At 73.0% G+C, this 20,689-nt stretch carries 18 protein-coding genes and 2 riboswitches; of the genes, 8 read left to right on the top strand and 10 right to left on the bottom strand.

Annotated features, from left to right (window positions below):
• Positions 1-91: 91 nt before the first annotated feature.
• The 3 genes from V2S66_RS02180 to mnmA are packed head-to-tail and all read right to left on the bottom strand — an operon-like array spanning position 92 to position 2,468.
• Complete coding sequence (locus V2S66_RS02180) at positions 92-781, bottom strand: SDR family oxidoreductase (protein ID WP_330792650.1); 690 nt, start codon at positions 779-781, stop codon at positions 92-94.
• Positions 778-1,308, bottom strand: coding sequence for an LOG family protein (locus tag V2S66_RS02175; protein WP_330792649.1), 531 nt, complete (start codon positions 1,306-1,308; stop codon positions 778-780). Before V2S66_RS02175 ends, V2S66_RS02180 begins: the two co-directional genes overlap by 4 nt.
• On the bottom strand, positions 1,305-2,468 hold the full coding sequence (mnmA, locus tag V2S66_RS02170; RefSeq protein ID WP_330792648.1) for a tRNA 2-thiouridine(34) synthase MnmA: 1,164 nt from the start codon (positions 2,466-2,468) through the stop codon (positions 1,305-1,307). The genes V2S66_RS02175 and mnmA overlap by 4 nt, the downstream gene beginning before the upstream one ends.
• A 135-nt stretch (positions 2,469-2,603) precedes the next feature.
• Between mnmA and V2S66_RS02165 the strand changes: the two genes are divergently transcribed.
• Entirely contained in the window at positions 2,604-3,470 is an 867-nt protein-coding gene (locus V2S66_RS02165; RefSeq protein WP_330792647.1) for a thioesterase family protein, read from the top strand.
• Positions 3,471-3,542: 72 nt separating this feature from the next.
• Positions 3,543-4,709: a cysteine desulfurase family protein gene (locus V2S66_RS02160; protein ID WP_330792646.1), complete on the top strand. Its 1,167-nt coding sequence runs from the start codon at positions 3,543-3,545 to the stop codon at positions 4,707-4,709.
• 105 nt (positions 4,710-4,814) lie between these two features.
• Here V2S66_RS02160 and V2S66_RS02155 read toward each other — a convergent pair whose 3' ends face one another.
• The 5 genes from V2S66_RS02155 to V2S66_RS02135 all read right to left on the bottom strand — a co-directional run bounded on the left by V2S66_RS02155 (position 4,815) and on the right by V2S66_RS02135 (position 11,121).
• Entirely contained in the window at positions 4,815-5,900 is a 1,086-nt protein-coding gene (locus V2S66_RS02155) for an ABC transporter ATP-binding protein (RefSeq protein WP_413966273.1), read from the bottom strand.
• Between the two features lie 56 nt (positions 5,901-5,956).
• Positions 5,957-7,069, bottom strand: a complete 1,113-nt coding sequence (locus V2S66_RS02150) for an ABC transporter ATP-binding protein (RefSeq protein WP_413966272.1) — start codon at positions 7,067-7,069, stop codon at positions 5,957-5,959.
• A gap of 68 nt (positions 7,070-7,137) precedes the next feature.
• Positions 7,138-8,148, bottom strand: a complete 1,011-nt coding sequence (locus tag V2S66_RS02145) for an ABC transporter permease (RefSeq protein ID WP_330792645.1) — start codon at positions 8,146-8,148, stop codon at positions 7,138-7,140.
• Positions 8,149-8,245: 97 nt separating this feature from the next.
• Positions 8,246-10,024: an ABC transporter substrate-binding protein gene (locus tag V2S66_RS02140; protein WP_330792644.1), complete on the bottom strand. Its 1,779-nt coding sequence runs from the start codon at positions 10,022-10,024 to the stop codon at positions 8,246-8,248.
• Between the two features lie 98 nt (positions 10,025-10,122).
• Positions 10,123-11,121 carry an ABC transporter permease gene (locus V2S66_RS02135; protein ID WP_330792643.1) on the bottom strand — a complete coding sequence of 333 codons (999 nt, stop codon included), beginning with the start codon at positions 11,119-11,121 and terminating at the stop codon, positions 10,123-10,125.
• A 389-nt stretch (positions 11,122-11,510) separates the two neighbouring features.
• On the opposite strand from V2S66_RS02135, the gene V2S66_RS02130 reads away from it, so the two are divergent.
• Positions 11,511-13,100: a DUF885 family protein gene (locus V2S66_RS02130; RefSeq protein ID WP_330792822.1), complete on the top strand. Its 1,590-nt coding sequence runs from the start codon at positions 11,511-11,513 to the stop codon at positions 13,098-13,100.
• Positions 13,101-13,115: 15 nt separating this feature from the next.
• On the opposite strand, the gene V2S66_RS02125 is transcribed toward V2S66_RS02130, so the two are convergent.
• Both V2S66_RS02125 and V2S66_RS02120 read right to left on the bottom strand, forming a co-directional pair.
• Positions 13,116-13,880 (bottom strand): enhanced serine sensitivity protein SseB C-terminal domain-containing protein, encoded by a 765-nt coding sequence (locus V2S66_RS02125; RefSeq protein WP_330792642.1) that lies wholly within the window; start codon positions 13,878-13,880, stop codon positions 13,116-13,118.
• 295 nt (positions 13,881-14,175) lie between these two features.
• On the bottom strand, positions 14,176-14,916 hold the full coding sequence (locus V2S66_RS02120; protein WP_330792641.1) for an enhanced serine sensitivity protein SseB: 741 nt from the start codon (positions 14,914-14,916) through the stop codon (positions 14,176-14,178).
• A gap of 113 nt (positions 14,917-15,029) precedes the next feature.
• Positions 15,030-15,130, top strand: a riboswitch (glycine riboswitch).
• Positions 15,131-15,244, top strand: a riboswitch (glycine riboswitch).
• Between the two features lie 48 nt (positions 15,245-15,292).
• Here V2S66_RS02120 and gcvT point away from each other — a divergent pair.
• The 5 genes from gcvT (at position 15,293) to V2S66_RS02095 (ending at position 20,658) form a co-directional block, all read left to right on the top strand.
• Complete coding sequence (gene gcvT, locus V2S66_RS02115; protein WP_330792640.1) at positions 15,293-16,408, top strand: glycine cleavage system aminomethyltransferase GcvT; 1,116 nt, start codon at positions 15,293-15,295, stop codon at positions 16,406-16,408.
• Between the two features lie 144 nt (positions 16,409-16,552).
• Positions 16,553-16,933 carry a glycine cleavage system protein GcvH gene (gcvH, locus tag V2S66_RS02110; protein WP_330792639.1) on the top strand — a complete coding sequence of 127 codons (381 nt, stop codon included), beginning with the start codon at positions 16,553-16,555 and terminating at the stop codon, positions 16,931-16,933.
• Between the two features lie 15 nt (positions 16,934-16,948).
• A complete protein-coding gene (glyA, locus tag V2S66_RS02105) occupies positions 16,949-18,223 on the top strand; it encodes a serine hydroxymethyltransferase (protein WP_330792638.1) in 1,275 nt (424 codons plus the stop codon).
• Between the two features lie 99 nt (positions 18,224-18,322).
• Positions 18,323-19,708, top strand: a complete 1,386-nt coding sequence (locus V2S66_RS02100; RefSeq protein ID WP_330792637.1) for an L-serine ammonia-lyase — start codon at positions 18,323-18,325, stop codon at positions 19,706-19,708.
• Positions 19,709-19,746: 38 nt separating this feature from the next.
• Positions 19,747-20,658, top strand: a complete 912-nt coding sequence (locus tag V2S66_RS02095; protein WP_330792636.1) for a PhzF family phenazine biosynthesis protein — start codon at positions 19,747-19,749, stop codon at positions 20,656-20,658.
• Positions 20,659-20,689 lie beyond the last annotated feature (31 nt).

Here is a 20,689-nt window from a genome sequence, read left to right as displayed (position 1 = left end):
TCAGCGGGCGGCGGCGAGGTCCACACGGTCGGGTGAGACCGCGGGCCGGGCCGCGGTGGACCCGGTGGCGGTGGACCCGATGGCGGCGGACTCAGCGGCCGGGGCGGACCGTCAGGTCGGTGATCTCGGCGTCGCGCGGCAGGTCGACCGCGGTGAGGACGGCGGTGGCGACGGACTCGGGGTCGATCCAGCGGGCCGCCTCGTACGCCTTGCCCTCCTGCTGGTGGACCTTGGCCTGCATGGGCGTCGCGGTGCGGCCGGGGTAGACGGTGGTGACGCGCACCCCGTTGCCGTGCTCCTCGGCGCGCAGCGCGTCGGCCAGCGCCCGCAGCCCGTGCTTGCTGGCCGCGTACGCCGACCACTCGGCGCTCGCGGCCAGGCCCGCGCCGGAGTTGGCGAAGACCACGTGGCCGTGCGAGAGCCGCAGCTGGGGCAGCAGCAGCCGGGTCAGCTCGGCGGGGCCGACGAGGTTGGCGGCCAGCGTCTCGTTCCAGATCTTCGGCGTGAGGTCGCCGACCTGGCCCAGCTCGACCACGCCCGCGATGTGCAGCAGCGAGTCGAGCCGGTCGGGCAGGGACTGGTGGCCGAGCGCCCAGGACAGCCGCGCGGGTTCGCCGAGGTCCCCGACCAGCGTGTGGGCGCCCGGGTAGGCCGCGGCCAGCTCGCGGGCCCGGCCGGCGTCCCTGGCCAGCAGCCAGAGCTCGTCGCCGCGGTCCAGCAGCCGGCGGGCGATCGCCGCGCCGATGCCGGAGCCGCCGCCGGTCAGCAGGTGCGCGCTCACCGGCGCTCCTCCAGGTACCCGAGCGCGGCCTCGCCGTCGCGGGCGACGTGCACCAGCTCGGCGAGCGGCAGCGGCAGGAAGCCCTCGCTCTCCATCCGGTGCAGCTGCTGCTCCAGGCCGTCGTAGAAGCCGGCGCTGTTGAGCAGCACCACGGGCTTGGTGTGCAGCCCGTGCTTCTTCAGCTCCAGGATCTCGGTGGCCTCGTCGAGGGTGCCGGTGCCGCCGACCATCACCACGATCGCGTCGGAGCGCCGCAGCAGTTCGGCCTTGCGGTGGGCGAGGTCACGGGCGACGACCATCTCGTCGGCGTCCTTGCGGGCGAGGTCGTGCAGGAAGTCCACCGACACCCCGACGAGCCGGCCGCCGGCCTCCTGGACGGCGTCCGCGAGGACCTTCATCAGGCCGGCCTCCGAGCCGCCCCACACCAGGGTGTGGCCGCGTTCGCCGATCAGCCGGCCGAACTCCTTGGCGGGGGCGGTGTACTGCTCGCCGAGGTCCGCGGCGGACAGGAAGACTCCGATGTTCATACGGTCACCGCGGGCTTCTCCTGGTGGCGGTCGGTGGTGGCGATGGTGGCGGAGCCGACGACCCGGGTGCCGTCGTACAGCACCACCGCCTGGCCCGGCGCGACGCCGCGCACCGGCCCGTCGAAGGCCACCCGCAGCTCGCCGTCGACGAGCCGCGCGGTGACCGGCACGTCCTCGCCGTGCGCGCGCAGCTGCGCGGTGTACGCGGCCGGGCCGGCCGGCGGGGCGCCGCACCAGCGGGGGCGGATCGCGGTCAGCGCGGTGACGTCGAGCGCCTCGGCGGGGCCGACGGTGACCCGGTTGTCGACCGGGGAGATGTCCAGCACGTAGCGCGGCTTGCCGTCGTCGGCGGGGACGCCGAGCCGCAGGCCCTTGCGCTGGCCGACGGTGAAGCCGTAGGCGCCGGTGTGGGTGCCGACCTGCGCGCCGGACTCGTCGACGATCGCGCCCTCGGCGGCGCCGAGCCGGCGGGCCAGGAAGCCCTGGGTGTCGCCGTCGGCGATGAAGCAGATGTCGTGGCTGTCCGGCTTGCGGGCGACCGCCAGGCCGCGGCGCTCGGCCTCGGCGCGGATCTCGTCCTTGGTGGTGAGGGTGTCGCCGAGCGGGAACATCGCGTGGGCGAGCTGCCGCTCGTCGAGCACCCCGAGGACGTAGCTCTGGTCCTTGGCGGCGTCGCTCGCCCGGTGCAGCTCGCGGGAGCCGTCGGGGCGGACCAGGACGGTGGCGTAGTGGCCGGTGCACACGGCGTCGAAGCCGAGCGCGAGCGCCTTGTCCAGCAGCGCGGCGAACTTGATCTTCTCGTTGCAGCGCAGGCACGGGTTGGGGGTGCGGCCGGCCGCGTACTCGGCGACGAAGTCCTCGACGACGTCCTCGCGGAAGCGGTCGGCGAGGTCCCACACGTAGAAGGGGATGCCGATGACGTCGGCGGCGCGCCGGGCGTCGCGGGAGTCCTCGACGGTGCAGCAGCCGCGGGCGCCGGTGCGGAAGCTCTGCGGGTTCGCGGACAGCGCGAGGTGCACGCCGGTCACGTCGTGGCCGGCCTCGGCGGCTCGCGCCGCGGCGACCGCGGAGTCCACACCGCCGCTCATGGCGGCCAGCACGCGCAGCCGCCCGCCCGGGGTGCGTCCTGGCGCGGAGGGCTCGATGGGGTAGTCGCTCACCCGACCAGGGTAACGGCGGCGGGCCCCGCCCCCGCCGCCGCTTCTGCGGTGCCCGCCGGGAACGGGAACCCGCTCGCCCGGCGTTGCCGGAAGCAGGGTGGACAGACCGCTTCTACTGACGGGTAACCTAGCGCCATGGCACAGCTGCAAGCCCTCGCGGGCGACGACACCTCGGCGAGCGAGTTCGACCGGGACACCGCCGTGACGCCCCGGCCGGGCGAACCGGGCACGTACGACCTGGAGCTGTCGGCCGGGTGGACGATCATCGCCGCCATCAACGGCGGCTACCTGCTCGCCGCGGTCGGCCGGGCGCTGCGCGACGCGCTGCCGCACCCCGACCCGATCACCGTCACCGCGCACTACCTCACCGCCTCGCAGCCCGGCCCGGCCTGGATCAGGACGCAGACCGTGCGCGCGGGCCGGACCATGAGCACCGGGCAGGCCTCGCTCTTCCAGGCCGACGAGGAGGGCCGCGAGGTCGAGCGGATGCGGGTGATCGCCGGGTACGGCGACCTGGCCGCGCTGCCGGCGCAGGTGCACACCTCCGCCGCTCCCCCGGTGATGCCCCCGTACGAGGAGTGCGTCAGCGCGGACGACGCCCCCGAGGGCGGCCCGGTCACCGGCTCCACGGCCATCCTCCAGCGGCTCGACCTGCGCCTCGACCCGGCCACGTCGGGCTGGGCGGTCGGCGCGCCGTCGGGCGCCGGCGACATGCGCGGCTGGCTGGGCCTCGCCGACGGCCGCGACCACGACGCGCTGTCGCTGCTGCTCGCGGTGGACGCGCTGCCGCCGACCGCCTTCGACCTCGGCCTGAAGGGGTGGACGCCGACGCTCGAACTGACCGTGCACGTGCGCGGCATCCCCGCGCCCGGCCCGCTGCGGGTCTCGCTGACCACGCGGAACCTGGCCGGCGGCCTGCTGGAGGAGGACGCGCGGGTCTGGGACAGCGCCGACCGGCTGGTCGCGCAGTCCCGCCAGCTGGCCAGGGCGCCGCGCGGCTGACGGGCCCGCGCGGCCGGCCGGGGTGCCGGGTGGTTCTGGGCCCGGTGGTCCGATCGTAGAATCGGGGCCACCATGGCCTACTTCGACCACGCCGCCACCACGCCGATGCTCCCGGAGGCGGTCCGGGCGATGACCGCCCACCTGACGTCCACCGGGAACGCCTCCGCCCTGCACGCCGCGGGCCGGCGGGCCCGGCGCACCGTCGAGGAGTCCCGGGAGGCGCTGGCGGCCGCGCTCGGCGCGCGGCCCAGCGAGATCGTCTTCACCGGCGGCGGCACCGAGTCCGACAACCTCGCCGTGAAGGGCCTGTTCTGGGCCCGCCGGGCGCAGGACCCGCGCCGGGTCCGGGTGCTGGCCAGCCCGGTCGAGCACCACGCGGTGCTGGACGCGGTGTACTGGCTGGCCGACCACGAGGGCGCGGTCGTCGAGTGGCTGCCGGTCGACGAGGCGGGCGCGGTGCACCCCGCGGCGCTGCGGGCGGCGCTCGCCCGCGATCCCGACGATGTGGCCCTGATCACCGTCATGTGGGCGAACAACGAGGTCGGCACCATCCTGCCGGTCCCGGAACTCGCCGAGGTCGCGCAGGAGTTCGGGGTGCCGATGCACTCCGACGCGGTGCAGGCGTTCGGCCAGAGCGCGCTGGACTTCGGCGCCTGCGGGCTCGACGCGATGACGGTCACCGCGCACAAGATCGGCGGGCCGTACGGAGTCGGCGCGCTGCTGCTGCGGCGCGAGGACACCCCGGTGCCGCTGCAGCACGGCGGCGCGCAGGAGCGCAGCAGGTCGGGCACGCTGGACGTGCCGGCGATCGCGGCCTTCGCCGCCGCGGCGACGCTGGCGGCCGAGCGGCGCGAGGAGTTCGCCCGCGAGGTCGGCGCGCTGCGGGACACCCTGGTGCGCGGGGTGCGGGCGGCGGTGCCGGACGCCGTGCTGAACGGCGCGCCGGCCGGCGAGGGCCGGCTGCCCGCCAACGCCCATTTCACCTTCCCCGGCTGCGAGGGCGACGCGCTGCTGCTGCTGCTCGACGCGCAGGGCATCGCGTGCTCGACCGGCTCGGCCTGCACGGCCGGGGTCGCCCAGCCCAGCCACGTGCTGCTCGCCATGGGCGAGCCCGCCACGCACGCGAAGGCGACGCTGCGCTTCTCCCTCGGCCACAGCACGACGCCGGCCGAGGTCGCCGAGCTCACCGCGGCCATCGGCCCGGCCGTCTCCCGCGCCCGCGCCGCCGGCCAGATCTGACACCGCCCGCCCCGGCGCGCCCGCCGCCGCCCCCGGACAGACCGAACGCCCCGGGCGCAGGCCCGGGGCGTTCGGTGCGGGCGGCCGCGGACGCGGCCGGGGGGGTCAGGCCGAGGCGGGAGCGGCGCCGGCCGCGGCGGGCTCCTCGGTGTTCTCCGGGTGGTGGCAGGCCACCTGGTGACCGGTGGCCAGCGCGACCAGCGGCGGCTCGACGGTCTTGCAGACCTCCGTCGCCTTCCAGCACCGGGTGTGGAACCGGCACCCGCTCGGCGGTGCGATCGGCGACGGCACGTCGCCGGTGAGCAGGATCCGCCCCCCGCCGGCGGTGGCCGCACGCTGCTTGCGCTTGGGGTCCGGCACCGGCACCGCGGAGAGCAGCGCGTTGGTGTACGGGTGGAAGGGCGTCGCGTACAGGTCCTCGCGGTCCGCGATCTCGACGATCTTGCCCAGGTACATCACCGCGATGCGGTCGGACACGTGCCGGATCACCGACAGGTCGTGCGCGATGATCACGTAGGTCAGGCCGAGTTCGGACTGGAGGTCGTCGAGCAGGTTGACCACCTGCGCCTGGATGGAGACGTCCAGCGCGGAGACCGGCTCGTCGGCGACGACCAGCTTCGGCTTGAGCGCCAGCGCGCGGGCGATGCCGATGCGCTGCCGCTGGCCGCCGGAGAACTCGTGCGGGTAGCGGTTGTAGTGCTCGGGGCTGAGCCCGACCAGCTCCAGGAGGTCCTGGACCTCCCGCTTCACGCCGTGCTCGGTGGCGACCTTCTGCAGCCGGAAGGGCGCGCCCACGATGGTGCCGATGGTGTGCCGCGGGTTCAGCGAGGAGTACGGGTCCTGGAAGATCATCTGCACGTCGCGCCGCATCGGGCGCATCGCGCCGGTGCTCAGGTGCGTGATGTCCCGGCCCTGGAACTCGACCTTCCCGCCGGTGGGCTCCAGGAGCCGGGTGATCAGCCGGCCCATGGTGGACTTGCCGCAGCCCGACTCGCCGACCACGCCGAGGGTCTCGCCCGAGCCGACCTCGAAGTCGATGCCGTCGACCGCCTGCACGGCGCCGACCTGGCGGCGCAGCAGCCCTTTGGTGATCGGGAAGTGCTTGACCAGGCCGGTGACCTTGAGCAGCGTCTCGCGCTCCCGCGGCCGGCCGGCCGCGGCGTCCTTGTCCAGCGAGGTCTTCTCGGCCACGGGCCCGTCCCCGTTGGCTTCCACGGCGGTCTCGTCCACGGCGTCGTCCTGGCCCTTCACAGCTTCGGTTCTATCTCTTCGGTCCAGATCCGCGACCGGTCGTCGTCGGCCAGATGGCAGGCGACGACATGGCCGGGGGCCATCTCGCGCAGCTCGGGACGCACCGTCTCGGAGGACCCGCCGTTCAGGGCGGCGTACGGGCAGCGCGGGTGGAAGGCGCAGCCGGACGGCACGTTGATCAGGCTGGGCGGGGAGCCCTTGACCGGGTTGAGCCGGTCGGTGCGCTCCCGGTCCAGCCGCGGCATCGAGCCCAGCAGGCCCCAGGTGTAGGGGTGCTGCGGCTCGGTGAACACCTTCTCGGCGGAGCCGCGTTCCGCGGCCCGCCCGGCGTACATCACCAGCAGGTCGTCGGCGACCTCGGCGACGACGCCGAGGTCGTGGGTGATCATGATGACCGCGGAGCCGAACTCCTTCTGCAGGTCCCGGATCAGGTCCAGGATCTGGGCCTGCACGGTCACGTCGAGCGCGGTGGTGGGCTCGTCCGCGATCAGCAGCTCGGGGTTGTTGACCAGCGACATCGCGATCATCGCGCGCTGCCGCATGCCGCCGGAGAACTGGTGCGGGTAGTCGTGGAACCGCTTGCGCGGCTCGGGGATGCCGACCCGGTCCAGCATCTCCATGGCGCGCTCCGCGGCGACCTTCTTGGTCACCTTGTGGTGCACCCGGTACGCCTCGACGATCTGCGAGCCGATCTTGTAGTACGGGTGCATCGCGGACAGCGGGTCCTGGAAGATCATCGCCATCTTGCGGCCGCGCAGCAGCCGTACGTGCTCGGCGGACGCGGAGACCAGCTCCTCGCCGTCCAGCCAGACCTCGCCGGAGATCCTCGCCCGTGCGGTGCGGTGCAGGCCCATGATGCCCAGCGAGGTCACCGACTTGCCGGAGCCGGACTCGCCGACGATGCCGAGGGTGCGGCCGCGCTGCAGGTCGAAGCTGAGGCCGTCGACGGACTTGACCAGGCCGTCGTCGGTCTCGAAGTGGATGCGCAGGTCGCGTACCGAGAGGAAGGCGTCCGAGGGGGCGCCGAGCGCCACCGGTTCGCCGACCGCGGCGCGGGCCGCGGGCACGCCCGTGGCCGGCGCCTCCTCGGCGGGCACGTCCTTGTCCAGCACGGCCTGCTCGGGCGCCGCCTCTTCTGGCGCGGCCTTGTTCAGAGCGTCACTGGTGTCGTCGGTGCTCACGAATACCTCACGCGGGGGTCGATGGCGGCGTACAGCAGGTCCACCACGAGACTGCTGACGACGATGAAGACGGCGGCGACCAGGGTCACGCCCAGCACGATCGGCAGATCGTTGCCCTGGATCCCCTCGACCGCGTACTCACCGACGCCCTTGAACGAGAAGACGGACTCGGTCAGGACCGCGCCTCCCAGCAGGAGGCCGAAGTCCATGCCAAAGATGGTGACGATCGGGGACAGCGCGGCCCGCAGTCCGTGCTTGCCGATGACCGTCCGCTCCCGCAGGCCCTTGGCCCGCGCGGTGCGGATGTAGTCCTCGCCCATCGTCTCCAGCATTCCGGCCCGGGTGAGCCGGGCGTAGAGCGCGGAGTAGAGGAAGGCCAGGCTGATCCAGGGCAGGATCAGGTTCCAGGCCCACTGTCCGGGGTTCTGGGTGATCGGGACGTACTGCACGTTGTCCCAGATCGTCCACTTGTAGGAGAACAGGCCGAGCAGCACCATGCCGGTGAAGAAGATCGGCAGGGAGACGCCGGCCAGCGCCACGCCCATGGAGAGGCGGTCGAAGATCGTGCCCCGCTTGAGCGCGGAGACGACGCCGATCGCGACGCCGGAGATCACCCAGATCACGGCCGCGCCGACGGCGAGCGACAGCGTGATCGGAATCCGGGCCTTGATCTGCGGCCAGACCTCGACGTGGTTCTTGAAGGAGTAGCCCAGGCACGGCCGGTGGCATGTCGCCGCGTCGGGGCCGAACTGGTACTTGGCCCCCATCACGATGCCCTTGATGAAGTGCCAGTACTGCTCGTAGAGCGGCAGGTCGAGGCCGAGGTTCTTCTTGACGGCCGCGATCGACTGGGGGTTCGCGTCCTTGCCGACGTACTGGGTGGCAAGTTGGGTCGTGCTCTGGCCGCCGAGCTTGGGCACCCAGAAGAAGATGACGAAAGTGACCGCGGTGACGACAAGCACCAGGAGTATCGCGGCGATCACGCGTCGGATGATGTACGCAGTCACAGCGGATCGGCGCCGGGTCCGCCGGGCCGGGTGAACCGGGGTTCACCCGGCCCGGCGGACGCCGATGCCTTCACCTGCCTTCCGGTGTTCAGGATGCTTACTTGGAGGAGCTCAGCAGCAGGTAGTCGTACATGCCCAGGTACGCCTGGGTGATGGTGACGTTGGTCGCCGAGGCCGGGCGGTACAGCAGGTTCTTGCGGTAGATCAGCGGCACGACGGTCGCGGTGTCGACGACCATCTTGTCGATCTGGCCCCAGGCCTGCGTACGGGCGGCGGCGTCGGTGTTGGAGATCGCGTCCGACAGCGCCTTGTTGATCGCCGGGTCGTTCAGCTCCTGCAGGTTGTTGCCGCCGGAGGGCTTGATGGCGCTGCCGTCGACGATCTGGTCGAGGAAGCCGTAGCCGGTCGGCCAGTCGGCGCCCCACGCGGTCATCATCAGGCCGAGCTGGTGGTCGTGCACGTAGCTCGGGACGCCCGCGAAGTTGGAGAAGTACTTGCCCGCGGGGTAGCTCTTGATGCTGGCGTTGATGCCGACCTTCTTGAGCGCGTTCTGCACCGCGGTGGCCGCGGCCATCTCGGCCGGGCGGTCGGAGCGGGCGGTCAGGTTCGTGCTGAAGCCGGTCGGGTGACCGCACTTGGTCAGCTCGTCCTTGGCCTTCTGCACGTCACCCTTGCCGTCCGCCGACGGGTACTCGTCGAACTTGGCGTAGCCGTTGACGGTCGGCGGGAGCAGCGTGGTCGCCACGTCGCCCTTGACGTTGCCGCCGATCGCGGTCTGCACCGAGACCTTGTCCACCGCGTACTCGACGGCCTTGCGGCAGTCGATGTTGTCGAACGGCTTCACGTTCGGGTTGACCGCCATGTAGGAGGTCGCGCCCGCGTAGGAGTCGTCGGTGTTCTTGGCGTACTTCGGGTTGATCACCTTGGCCTGCGTCTGCGGGCTGACGCCCGTGCCGCCGGAGTCCACGGTGATGTTGTCGGCGAGCAGGTCGTTGTCGACCGTGGTCGCGTTGATCTTGAACTTGATCTTGAACTCGTTCGGCAGCGCGCTGCGCACCGGGTCGGTCGCCTTCGACCACTGCGGGTTGCGGACCAGGTCCGCGCCCACGGAGTCAGTGTACGACTTGAACTCGTACGGGCCCGAGGAGACGATGTGCTTCACGTAGTCGGCGCCGGTGTCCTTGGCGGCCGGCACCGGGGCGGTCTGCGAGAACGTCGCCAGGTAGTCGAAGTCCGCGAAGGGCTTCGCCAGGTGGAAGACGATCGTGGTGTCGTTCGGGGTCTCGATGGACGCGAGCCCGTTGGGGTTCTTGTCCTTGTAGGGACCCTGGTACTTGTCACCGCCGGCCAGGTACGCCTTGAAGTACGTCGGGCCGTTGGACAGCGCCTCGGGCGCGAAGTTGCTGCGCTCGATCCCGTACTTGATGTCCTTGGTGGTGATCGGCGTGCCGTCCTGGTACTTCAGGCCCGCGCGGATGTGGTACGTCCAGGTCTTCGCGTCCGCGCTGGGCTGGCCGAGGCCGGTCGCCAGGTCGGGGACGACGGTCAGGCCGTCCTTGCCCGCGGCGGGCTTGAAGGTCAGCAGCGTACGCGCGTAGAGCCGGGAGAAGTTCTGCACCCAGCCGTAGTACGTGTTGCCCGGGTCGAGCGAGTCCGGCACGTCGGTGTTGTCCAGGGTGACCGTGCCGCCCGCCTTGGTGGAGGCGTTCACGATCCCGGTCAGCGCGGCGTCCTTGGCGGCGGAGGCCGACGAGGTGGTGCCGCCCTTGCCGGTGCCCTTCTTGCCGTCGTCGGACGAACTGCTGCTGCACGCGGATGCTCCCAGGGCCAGAGCCGTGGCAAGCGCCAGCGCAGCTGTCGCTTTTTTACTGTTCATGCCGAGGAAAGCCTCCATTTTCTGGGGATGATGCCGGCGCGGAGGTACCGCGTCCGGGCACGTCGTGCGGTGAAACGTCATCTCGCCGCCGTGCGGGATCACTTGCTGCGCGGGTCCAGGGCATCCCGGAGCCCGTCGCCGAGCAGGTTGAACGCGAGAACGGTGATGAAGATCGCGAGGCCGGGAACGACCATGTACTGCGGGTCGGCGTAGAACAGGTCGACCGCTTCGTTGAGCATGCCGCCCCAGGACGCCTGCGGTGGTGCGATGCCGACGCCGAGGAAGCTCAGCGCGGCCTCGAAGAGGATGTTGGTGGGGATCAGCAGCGTGGAGTAGACCAGGATCGGCGCCACCAGGTTCGGCAGCAGCTCCCGGAAGAGGATGAACGGGCCGCGGGCGCCCAGGCTGCGGGCCGCCTCCACGAACTCCCGCTCGCGCAGGCTCAGCGTCTGGCCGCGGACGATGCGGCCCATGTACGGCCAGTTGAAGAAGCCGATCACGAAGATGAGCACCGAGATGCGCAGCGGCAGGCCGTTCAGACCGAAGGCGCCGTCCTGCAGCGAGGCCGAGATGGAGATCGCGAAGAGCAGCAGCGGGAAGGCGAGGAAGGTGTCCATCAGCCGGCTGATGACGGTGTCGACCCAGCCGCCGTAGTACCCGGCCACCACGCCCATCACCGTGCCGATCACCACCGAGAGCAGCGTCGCGCCGGTCGCCACCAGCATCGACACCCAGGAGCCCTCGATGATCCGGCTCAGCAGGTCGCGGCCGTACTGCGGGTCGACGCCCAGCGGGTGGGCCCAGCTCATGCCGCCCCAGCCGCCCTTGGGGGCGACCGTGACCGGGTCCACCAGGTCCTGGTGGAAGGCCGTGGGGTCCAGACCGAAGATGCTCTCGATCGGCTTCGCCAGCACGGCGAGCAGCACCAGCAGGATGACGACGACGCCACCGGCGACGGCGACCTTGTCGCGCTTGAAGCGCGTCCAGGCGATACGGCTGAGGGAGCGTCCCTCGATCGCCGTGCGCCCCGCCCCCGCGAGGATGGCCTCCGGCTGTGCCGTGGCCTGCCCTTGGGTCGTTTCTATCGGTGCGGTCATGGTGTAGCTGACCCCTCTCGCCGGCGGGTAACCGGCGCGCGCCCGCCGCTGTAGCGGCTTCATTCTTCGGTCCTGCGGTGCTGCGGACTTGCGGTCCTGCGTTGCGTGCGGTCCTGCGGTGGTGCAGTGAAGCAGAGAAACGGGTGCTGCCGTGAATCGGAGGTGATGCGGTGGCCGAACGGTGGGACTCGCGGTGCCGTTCGTCCGAGTGCGCAGCGAAATGCCCGACCGTCTCAGGACACGGAGCGTCACACTGCCCCCTGCCGCTGGATTCTTGTGCGCCCCTGCGATCACCCGCCAGCCCTCACGGAGAACGGATGCGCAACTGTGATGTGGTGATTCTTCGACCGTTACCCGCGGCTACCTCGGGGTACGGTCGGGTGGTGGAGATGCGGCTGCACGCGGTGTGCGACCTGATGATGCCCCAGGCCAGGGAGATGTCCGGCCTGCACGAGTACGACGGAAGGGTGCAGGACCTGTCCCCGGACGGGGTCCGCGGGGCGCTGTCCGCGCTGGACCGCGCGCGCCGCGCGAGCGGTCCGCTGCCGGACCCGCACGACGAGGCCCACCTGCGGGTGTTCGAGGAGTCGATGCGCGTCCAGTACGGTGATCTCGAACTGCACCGGCGTGATCCGTATCCGCATCTGTCCAATCTCGAACTCGCTTGCTACGACCGGGAGTACGCCTCCCGCAAGGAGCGGGCCGCGGCCCGCCGCGCCCACCTGTCGCAGTGGCCGGAGGCGGTCGAGGGCTCACTGGCCTCACTGGACTCGGTGAACGCACCCGTCGCCACGGCGCTGCTCGGCGCCGCCCACGGGCTGGCGGCGGACCTCGACCCGGAGCGGGACCGCATCGAGTCCGAGGCGCTGCGCGCGCACGCCCGGCTGATCGCGCACCTGGAGCGGGCCGCCCGCGAGGGGGACCCCGACCCGCGGCTCGGCGGCGCGGCGCTGGCCGCGCTGATGGGCTCCCAGGAGGGCGTCCGGGTGGATCTGTCCGGGCTCGCGGAGCAGGCGGAGCGCGAACGGGTGCGGCTGTCCGAGCTGCTCGCCGACTCCTGCCGGATGCTGGACCCGGGCCGCCCGGTGGACGAGCTGATCCCCGAACTGCTGGCCGACCATCCGGACGCCGACGGGGTGATCGCCGAGGCCGCCCGGCTCACCGACGAGGTCATCGACTTCAGCCGGGCCAGGGGGCTGGTCCCGCACCTGGACGGCGAGTGCCTGGTGGGCCCGGCGCCGCCGTCGCGCCGCTGGTCGATGGCGATGATGAACTGGGCCGCCCCGGGCGAGCGGGACAGCGTGTCCTGGTACCACGTCACCCCGCCGGAGCCGGACTGGCCGCGCCACGAGCAGGAGGAGTGGCTGACCGTCTTCAGCCGTACGAGCCTGCCGTCGATCACGGTGCACGAGGTCGCGCCCGGCCACTTCGCGCACGGCCGGGCGCTGCGCAGGGCCTCCGGGCGGGTGCGCCGGGAGCTGCACAGCCTCGCCTTCGCGGAGGGCTGGGCGCACTACGTCGAGGAGGTCTGCCTCGACGAGGGGTTCCGGGCCCGCGACCCGCGGTTCGCGATCGGGGTCGCGCTGGAGGCGCTGGTCCGGGTGACCCGGCTGACCTGCGCGATCGGGCTGCACACCGGGTCGATGGAGTTCGACGACGCCACCCGGCTGTTCATGCGCGACGCGCACCTCGCGCGGGCCAGCGCGGTCTCCGAGGCCCGCCGCGGCACCTTCGACGCCGCCTACGGCCGGTACACCTGGGGCAAGTTGGAGATCCTCCGGCTGCGCGAGAAGGCGCGGCGCGCCTGGGGCGCCCAGTTCACGCTGCCCCGCTTCCACGCCGCGCTGCTCTCGCTCGGCAGCCCCCCGCTGGGCCTGATCGACGCCGCGCTGGACGCCGCGCCCGAACGGCGGCCCGAACAGCGTCCGGAACGGCGTCCCGGACGCCGGGACCAACGGCGGGACCAGCGGCGGGACTGACGTGCGGTCAGTGCGCTAGCGCGGGCCCCACGCGGAGCTGCCGGCGTGCGCCTGGCGGTCGAAGAACGCGGGGGCGTTCGCCCGCATCCACAGCGCCACCGGGTCGTAGGGGTCGCCCAGCGCCACGGTGGAGACGGCGAGCCCGTCGGGCACGCCCGCCACCGCCTGCTGCATCATCAGGCGGACCGCCTCGACCGCCTGCGGCGCGCCGTCGTAGACCTCGACGCCGATCGCCAGGTACGGCTCGCCGAGCGCGGGCTGCACCCAGGCGTTGCGCAGCGCCCGCACCGCGGGGGTGGCGTGCGCGGCCTGGGCGAGCAGCGCGTAGAACTGCGGGAGCTGCAGGGACGGTTCGGCGATCTGCAGCGGGCCGGCCGGCAGCACGTCGAGGCCGACGGCGATCCTGCGCAGGTCCGCCCACGGGATGCCGACGCCGCCGCCCGCCGCGTGCGGATTGAGCCACAGGCCGCACCGGTCGGGGTAGAGGGTCAGCGCGATGTCCCGCCCGGAGACCACCTCGTGGTCCCTGGTCCAGCCGCTCGCGGCCAGCTCGCGCGGCGAGCTGACGCACGGCGCGTACGGGTGCCCGCCGATCTGCATGCTGCCGTACTGGGCGTCGGGCGCGCCCGACCTGCCGTGCCACAGCAGCATCCACACCTGGCCCTCGGCGAGCGACACGAGCAGGTTCTCGTATGCGTCGAACCGGCCGGGCGCCACCTGGTGCAGCATCCGCTCCACCTGGCCGGCCGCCGCCGCGCCGCCTTGCGCACCCGCGATCACCTGGGACCGCCCTTTCCCCTCGTCCGCCGATTCCGCTTGGTTCGTCCGACGCCATCAAATCAGTTCGAGTGTTCCCGGTGGAACGCGTCTCGACTCAAGCCGCGCCGCCTATATGGCGCGTATACAGCGCGTATACGGGCCGCCACCGGCCCGGCCGGTCGGGCCCGGTCGTCCGCGGTCGTCCGCGGTCGTGCCCGGACCGCCGCGGTCGGCGGCGGTCGTGGCCGGTCCGGTCGTGGCCCCGCTGCCGCCGCCAGGACCGCCGTCCCTGCCGCCGCCGCTCGCGCCGGACGCGTCAGTCCCGGGCGAAGAACGGCGCGACGGCCTCCAGCATCCAGTCCGCCACCGGGTCCTGTGCCACGTCGAGCAGGATCAGGTGGACCTGCCAGGGCAGCGGCGCCGCGCCCAGCGCCCGGCCGAGGCCGTCCAGCGCGGCCGCCCGGTCCTCCTCCTGCCAGCGGTCCAGCTCGACGCCGACGAAGAGGGCCGGCGGCTCCTCCTCGACCGACGCCAGCGCCCGGCGCGCGGTGAGCACGACCGGCGTGACCGCGAACTCGGCGGCCGCGGCGGCCAGGAAGTCCACCGGCTCCTCCTCGTGGCCCGGCTCCCACAGCCGCACCCGCGCCCCGGGGGTGGGCGCGGCGCCGGACGGGGACCGGTCGGCGCGGCACAGTTCGGCGACCGCGGCCGGCGGCAGCGGGACGCCCACCGCCCCGCCGGGGTTGACCGCGATGCCCACCGCGGGAGGCAGCCCGCGGGCGAACTCGTGCACCGGCGCGACCGCGCAGGACATCCCGTCGGCGGCCTGCCGGAACTGCTGCTCCGAGCTGAACACCGGCACGTAGGGGGCGCCTTCGAGCTCCATGGTGGGCAGGTCGAAGCCGGGCGCCCCGCCGCCGTTCGGCAGCGGCACCCAGATCCGGGAGCGGCCGAGCACCTCCAGCAGCCTGGGCCCGGCGGCGGGGTTGCCGACGCTCGCCGAGAGGACTTCCTCCAGCTCGTTGGCCGGCCATATGTACGGTGCCGGATTCTCCATGTCCACCCTTGTCCGCCCATGTGCCGCCGTTGCCCGGGAAACCCTAGCGGCTCCTGCCGTCACTCCGACCCGGGCGTGCAATGATGGTCGGCACAACTTGCATACCGGCCGTTGGAGGCCGCGCGGGAGAGTTCCGGTTCCTCTCAGGAGGGCCGGGCGCCGAAGGAGCAAGTCCTCCCTTGAATCTCTCAGGCACAGATACCGCGCGGACGAGGCAGATCTGAAAAGCGGAGGGCGCCCCACCGGGCTCCCTCCCACCCAAGGTGCAAGCCGGGCCCCGCGCGGGGTCACGGTGAACCTCTCAGGTTCCGATGACAGATGGGGAGGCCGCTGTGGCCTCGTTTCCGTACCGTCCTCACCTGGGAGCCCGTTTCCGATGAGCGAACCCCGCCGTACCGCGCTCGACGCGCTGCACCGCGCCCTGGGCGCGACCATGACCGACTTCGCGGGCTGGGACATGCCGCTGCGGTACACCAGCGAGCGCGAGGAGCACCAGGCGGTCCGCACCCGCGCCGGCCTCTTCGACCTCTCGCACATGGGCGAGATCACCGTGACCGGACCGCAGGCCGGGGAGCTGCTCGATCACGCGCTGGTCGGCCACCTGTCGGCGCTCGCCCCGGGCCGGGCCCGCTACACGATGATCTGCGCGGCCGACGGCGGCATCCTGGACGACCTGATCGTCTACCGGCTCGCCGACCGGGAGTACATGATCGTCGCCAACGCCTCCAACGCGCAGACCGTGCTCGACGCGGTGACCGAGCGGGCGGCCGGCTTCGACGCGGCGGTCCGCGACGACCGGGACGCGTACGCGCTGCTCGCCGTCCAGGGCCCGCAGTCCCCCGGCATCCTGAAGTCGCTCACCGACGCGGACCTCGACGGGCTCAAGTACTACGCGGGGCTGCCCGCCACCGTCGCCGGTGCGGACGCGCTGATCGCCCGCACCGGCTACACCGGCGAGGACGGCTTCGAGCTGTTCGTGGCGCCCGGCGACGCCGAGCGGCTGTGGCAGGAGCTGACGGCGGCCGGCGCCGGCGCCGGGCTGGTGCCGTGCGGGCTGTCCTGCCGGGACACGCTGCGCCTGGAGGCCGGGATGCCGCTGTACGGGCACGAGCTGACCACCGCGCTGACGCCCTTCGACGCGGGGCTCGGCCGGGTGGTGAAGTTCGACAAGCCCGGCGACTTCGTCGGCCGCGACGCGCTCGACGCCGCGGCTCGCAAGGCGGACGCGACCCCGCCGCGCCGGCTGGTCGGCCTGGTCGCGCACGGCCGCCGGGTGCCGCGGGCCGGCTACCCGGTCACCGACGGCTCCGGCGCGGTGATCGGCGAGGTCACCTCCGGCGCGCCCTCCCCCACCCTCGGCGTGCCGATCGCCATGGCGTACGTGGACGCGCCGCACGCGGCGCCCGGCAGCGCGGGGGTCGCGGTCGACATCCGCGGCGCCCAGGAGCCGCACGACGTGGTCGCGCTGCCGTTCTACAAGCGCGAGCGCTGACGGTCCCGCTCCGTCACCGCGCGCGGCCGCCGCGCGCGCCGCACCGCATGCCCCCTCCGACTTCCCGCGACTTCCGCACCCCTCCGACTCCGCCCGTCCTCGCGCCGCGCGCGGGGACCGTCATCCATCCGGGAGAATTCCGTCATGAGCATCAATCCTGAGCAGCTGCGCTACAGCAAGGAACACGAGTGGGTCTCCGCCGCCGCGGACGGGGTGTCGGCCGTGGGGATCACCTCGCACGCCGCCGACGCGCTCGGCGACGTCGTCTTCGTCCAGCTCCCCGAGGCGGGCGCGACGGTCACCGCCGGCGAGACCTGCGGCGAGCTGGAGTCCACCAAGTCGGTCAGCGACCTGTACTCGCCGGTGTCCGGTGAGGTCACCGAGGTCAACCAGGACGTCGTCGACGACCCGGCGCTGGTCAACTCCGCGCCCTTCGAGGGCGGCTGGCTCTTCAAGGTGCGGGTGTCGGGCGACGACGCGGAGCTGCTGTCCGCGGCCGAGTACGACGCGTTCATCGCGGGCTGAGGAGACCTGACGCACATGTCGCTGCTGAACCAGTCCCTGCACGAGTTCGACCCGGACGTCGCCGCCGCGGTCGACGCCGAGCTGCACCGCCAGCAGTCCACCCTGGAGATGATCGCCTCGGAGAACTTCGCGCCGGTCGCGGTGCTGGAGGCCCAGGGCTCGGTGCTGACCAACAAGTACGCCGAGGGCTACCCGGGCCGCCGCTACTACGGCGGCTGCGAGCACGTCGACGTGATCGAGCAGCTGGCGATCGACCGGGTGAAGGAGCTGTTCGGCGCCGAGGCGGCGAACGTCCAGCCGCACTCGGGCGCGCAGGCGAACGCCGCCGCGATGTTCGCCCTGATCAAGCCCGGGGACACCATCCTGGGCCTGGACCTGGCGCACGGCGGTCACCTGACCCACGGGATGAAGATCAACTTCTCCGGCAAGCTGTACAAGGTCGCCGCCTACCACGTCGACGCCGAGACCAACCGGGTCGACATGGCCGAGGTCGAGCGGCTGGCCAAGGAGCACCGGCCGCAGCTGATCGTGGCGGGCTGGTCGGCGTACCCGCGGCAGCTGGACTTCGCGGCGTTCCGCCGGATCGCCGACGAGGTCGGCGCGTACCTGATGGTCGACATGGCGCACTTCGCCGGCCTGGTCGCGGCCGGGCTGCACCCCTCGCCGGTGCCGCACGCGCACGTGGTCACCACCACCACGCACAAGACCCTCGGCGGCCCGCGCGGCGGTGTGATCCTCTCCACCGCGGACCTCGCCAAGAAGATCAACTCCGCGGTCTTCCCCGGTCAGCAGGGCGGCCCGCTGGAGCACGTGATCGCCGCGAAGGCGGTGGCGTTCAAGGCCGCGGCCACGGCGGAGTTCAAGGACCGCCAGTCACGTACGCTGGAGGGCGCCAGGATCCTCGCCGAGCGGCTGACCGGCGCGGACCTCGCCGAGGCGGGCGTCTCGGTGCTCTCCGGGGGCACCGACGTGCACCTGGTCCTGGTGGACCTGCGCGACTCGGCGCTGGACGGGCAGCAGGCCGAGGACCGGCTGCACCAGGTCGGCGTCACCGTCAACCGCAACGCCGTCCCGAACGACCCGCGCCCCCCGATGGTGACCTCGGGGCTGCGGATCGGCACCCCCGCGCTCGCCACGCGCGGCTTCCAGGCCGACGACTTCCGCGAGATCGCCGACGTGATCGCGCAGACGCTGAAGGCCGCGTCGCCCTTCGGGGGGACCGAGGCCACCGCGCTGCGTGAGCGGGTCGAGGCGCTGGCCGCCAAGCACCCGCTGTACCCGGGGCTCTAGCCCCGGCCGCTCGACGGGCGGGGCCGCCGCACCGGCGGCCCCGCCCGGCACCCCCACAGCGGACAACGGCGTCCGCGACAACCGAGGAGTACGTTTTCCGTGGCCATTTCGGTCTTCGACCTGTTCTCGATCGGCATAGGGCCGTCCAGCTCGCACACCGTGGGCCCGATGCGCGCCGCCGGGATCTTCGCCCACCGGCTGAAGAACGAGGGCCTGCTGGCCCACACGGTGTCGGTGCGGGCCGAGCTGTTCGGCTCGCTCGGCGCGACCGGCCACGGCCACGGCACCCCCAAGGCCGTCCTGCTCGGCCTCGCCGGGCACTCCCCGCGCAGCGTCGACGTGGAGCGCGCGGACGAGGAGGTCGCCCGGGTGCGCGAGACCGGGCGGCTGAACCTGCTCGGCGCGCACGAGATCGACTTCGACCCGGACAGCCAGCTCGTGCTGCACCGGCGCCGCTCGCTGCCCTACCACGCCAACGGCATGACCCTCTTCGCGTACGACGCGGCCGGCGTCCCGCTGCTGGAGAAGACGTACTACTCGGTCGGCGGCGGCTTCGTGGTCGACGAGGACGCGGTCGGCGAGGACCGGATCAAGCTGGACGACACGGTCCTGCGCTACCCCTTCCGCACCGGCGACGAGCTGCTGCGGCTGTCCCGGGAGACCGGCCTGTCCATCTCGGCGCTGATGCTGGAGAACGAGAAGGCGTGGCGCGGCGAGGCGGAGATCCGCTCCGGGCTGCTGGACATCTGGCAGGTCATGCAGGCGTGCGTGCAGCGCGGCATGTCCCGCGAGGGCATCCTGCCGGGCGGTCTGAAGGTCCGCCGCCGCGCCGCCCAGTCCGCCCGCCAGCTGCGCGCCGAGGGCGACCCCGCCCGGCACGCGATGGAGTGGGTCACGCTCTACGCGATGGCCGTCAACGAGGAGAACGCGGCGGGCGGCCGGGTCGTCACCGCCCCCACCAACGGCGCCGCAGGGATCATCCCGGCCGTCCTGCACTACTACCTGAACTTCGTGGCGGACAAGGGCAGCACCCCCGCCGAGCAGGAGGACGCGGTGGTGCGGTTCCTGCTGGCGGCGGGCGCCATCGGCATGCTCTTCAAGGAGAACGCCTCGATCTCCGGCGCCGAGGTCGGCTGCCAGGGCGAGGTCGGCTCGGCCTGCTCGATGGCCGCGGGCGGTCTGGCCGAGGTCCTCGGCGGCACCCCGGAGCAGGTCGAGAACGCCGCCGAGATCGGCATGGAGCACAACCTCGGCCTGACCTGCGACCCGGTCGGCGGCCTGGTCCAGATCCCCTGCATCGAGCGCAACGGCATGGCCTCGGTGAAGGCCGTCACCGCCGCCCGGATGGCGATGCGCGGCGACGGCCGCCACCACGTCTCCCTCGACAAGGTCATCAAGACCATGAAGGACACCGGGGCCGACATGAAGGTCAAGTACAAGGAGACCGCCCGCGGCGGGCTGGCGGTGAACGTCATCGAGTGCTGACGGCCGCTGCCGGCGGCCCGACGCTGAAGGGGGGCGGGATGGGCGGGTACGGTCTGCCCGTCGCGATCGTGCGCGCGTGCCTGCGCGAGGGGGCGGGCGGCAGTCCGACCGCGGTGCTGGACGACGCGCCGCTCAGTGACGCCGAGCGGCGCCGGGTGCCCGCCCTGACGGGCGCGTCGCACGCCGTCTTCGTCTCGGTGCGGGGCGGCCGGCCGGGCCGCCCGTCCGGTGCCGACTCGGTCTCCCTGCGCTTCTTCACCGCCGCGGGCGAGCTGCCGGGCTGCGGCCACGGCACGGTCGCCGCCCTGGCCTTCCTCGCCGAGCGCGCCGGGGGCCGGGAGTACCGGGCCGGCCTGCACGCCGGGGGACGCGCCTTCACCGGCTGGTGCACCCGGGAGGGATCGCGGTTCACGGCGGCCTTCGAGGCCGGTCCCGTCGAGCTGCGCGAGCCGACCGCGAGCGAGTGCGCCCTCGTGCTGCCCGCCCTCGGCCTCGCCCCGGCCCTGCGGGCCGCGGGCGTCCGCGTGGCGTCGGTGGGGCGGCCGCGGCTGCTGGTCCCGGTGGCCTCCCGGTCCGCGCTGGCCTCCCTCGCCCCGGATGTCGACCGCCTGCGCGAGGGCTGCGACCGCCTCGGGCTGCTGGGCGCCTACGTCCACACGCCGCCGGTGCCCGGGGGGCGGGGGCGGGTGGACGTCAGCGCCCGCATGTTCGCGCCCTCGATCGGCGTCCCGGAGGACATCGCCAACGCCAACAGCACCGCCTGCCTCGCCGCCCACCTGGCGGGCCGGGGCGTGACCGCACTCGCCGTCCACATGGGCGATTCCCTCGGCAGCCCCGCCACCATCACCGCCACCGTCACCGACGCCCCTGGGGGCGGCGGGGGCCGCCCGCTGATCCGCCTCGGCGGCGCCGCGCTGGTCGCCCACAGGACGTCCTGCGCGCTCCCGTAGCCCCGTCTCCGGGCGCCCGTGGGAAGCGGGC

It is taken from the genome of Actinacidiphila polyblastidii, assembly GCF_036353415.1.
Taxonomy (GTDB): Bacteria; Actinomycetota; Actinomycetes; order Streptomycetales; family Streptomycetaceae; genus Actinacidiphila; species Actinacidiphila polyblastidii.
Note: the sequence above shows the minus strand (reverse complement) of the source record. Positions and strands in the feature narration are given on the sequence as shown.